Origin of the sequence: Mycobacterium talmoniae, assembly GCF_001854525.1 — a bacterium.
Lineage (GTDB): Bacteria > Actinomycetota > Actinomycetes > Mycobacteriales > Mycobacteriaceae > Mycobacterium > Mycobacterium talmoniae.
Genome location: NZ_MLQM01000324.1, coordinates 1 through 1,665, shown reverse-complemented (window position 1 = coordinate 1,665; position 1,665 = coordinate 1). Strand labels below are relative to the sequence as shown.

The 1,665-nt window shown below is 70.5% G+C and carries 1 protein-coding gene; it reads right to left on the bottom strand.

The genetic code is table 11. The annotated features are described in order from the left end of the window. Nucleotides 1-1,571: murein biosynthesis integral membrane protein MurJ (gene murJ, locus BKN37_RS27050; RefSeq protein ID WP_071030370.1), on the bottom strand; the 1,571-nt coding region annotated here is incomplete at its 3' end. Nucleotides 1,572-1,665: the final 94 nt, after the last annotated feature.

The window sequence follows — 1,665 nt, the reverse complement described above, 5'->3', positions numbered from 1 at the left end:
ACCATGAGCACCGCCAGCACCGCCAGCCGCAGCAGCGAGCCCGGACCGCCGTGTTCGGTCAGGGCCGCCAATCCCAGCAGCCGATCCGCCACGTAGGCGACCAGCCCGGCCAGCAGCGATGCCGCGACGGTGACCAGGATGGTGCGCACCACCGTGAGGTCGACCAGCTGCCCCCCGGATGGGCGCAGGGTGCGGCGCAGCAGGTAGTAGCCGACCACGGCGCCGGCCAAGAATCCCAGGCCGTTGGCCAGACCCAGGTATCCGGCGACCAGATCCGGGTTGTCGGTCACGTGCGGGGCGATCAGCGACGCGATGATCTTGACGGTGGTGATGACGACGACGATGGTGATCGGCGTCCAAGGCTGCTGGCGGGCGTAGAAGACCCGCAGCTGCAGCAGCACCAGCGCGTACGGAATCAACGTGAACGCCGACAGCGAGATCGCCGCGCCCAGGTAGCCGGCGTCGACGTCGCCGAAGTTGCCGTAGGCGAACAGTGCGCTGCCCAAGGCGGGGCCGCCGACGGTCATCAACGCCACCGCCGGAATCAGCGTGATCATGGTCAGCCGGGTGGCCAACGACAGGTCACCGAGCACGGCGGGGGTGTCGTCGGCGGCGGCGTTCCGGCTCAGCCGCGGCATCACCACGGTCAGCACCGTCACCCCGACCAACCCGAACGGCAGCATCAACACCAGCCAGGTGTAGCTGTAGATGGCCGGCCCGGAAGCGGCTGCGGTGGCGGCGATCTGGTTGGTGACCACCAGGCCGACCTGGCTGATCAGGACGTAGAGCACCATCGCGGCGGCCATCGCCCCGAACTGTTTGAGCCGCGCGTCGATTCCCCACAGCGGCCGCAGGCTAATGTGCTGGCGGGCGAGCGCCGTCAGCAGCACCGCCATCTGGGCGACCACCCCGAGCGTGGTGCCGACGCCCAGCACCAACAGCTTGGCGTTGCCCATCCGCACCGGATCCACCGACAGTTCGCCCGGCACCGCCAGATACAGCACCAGCGTGCTGATCGCGACCACGTTGTTGATCACCGGGGCCCACGCCGGCGGCCCGAATACGTTGCGGTTGTTCAGGATCGCCATGAACACCGAGGACAAGCCGTAGAACACCACCTGCGGTAACAGCAGGTAGGCGAGCGCGACGGTCAACGGCTCGTTGACCTGCGGATCGCGGCCCAGCATCAGCCGGACCAGCAGCGGGGCCGCCGTCACCGACAGCAGCGTGACCACCAGCAGCATCGTCGCGGCCAGCGTGACCAGCCGCCGGACGAAGGCCGCCCCCCGGTCGGCGTCGTCGCGTTCGGCGCGGGCCAGCACCGGGATGAAGATCGCGGTGAAGGTCTCCTCCAACACCAGCGCCGAGATCAGGTTCGGCAACTGGTTGGCCACCGAGAAGGCGCTGGACAGCGCCGCGCCCAGGATCGCGGCCAGCAGCACGATCCGGATGAAGCCGGTGATCCGGCTGACCAGCGTCGCCAGCGCCATGCCCCAGGACCGCGACACCACCGCCGCGTCGGACAGTTCCGCGCGCCGCGGCGCCGGGAGCCGCTGATGCGGGGCGCTCATGCCGGGGGCTCCTCGTCGCCGGCGGGCCGCTCGGCACGGTGGCGGCCTGGGTGCGTCGCCTCCGCCGGGTCGGGGCGGTCCAGGGCGGCGGGGG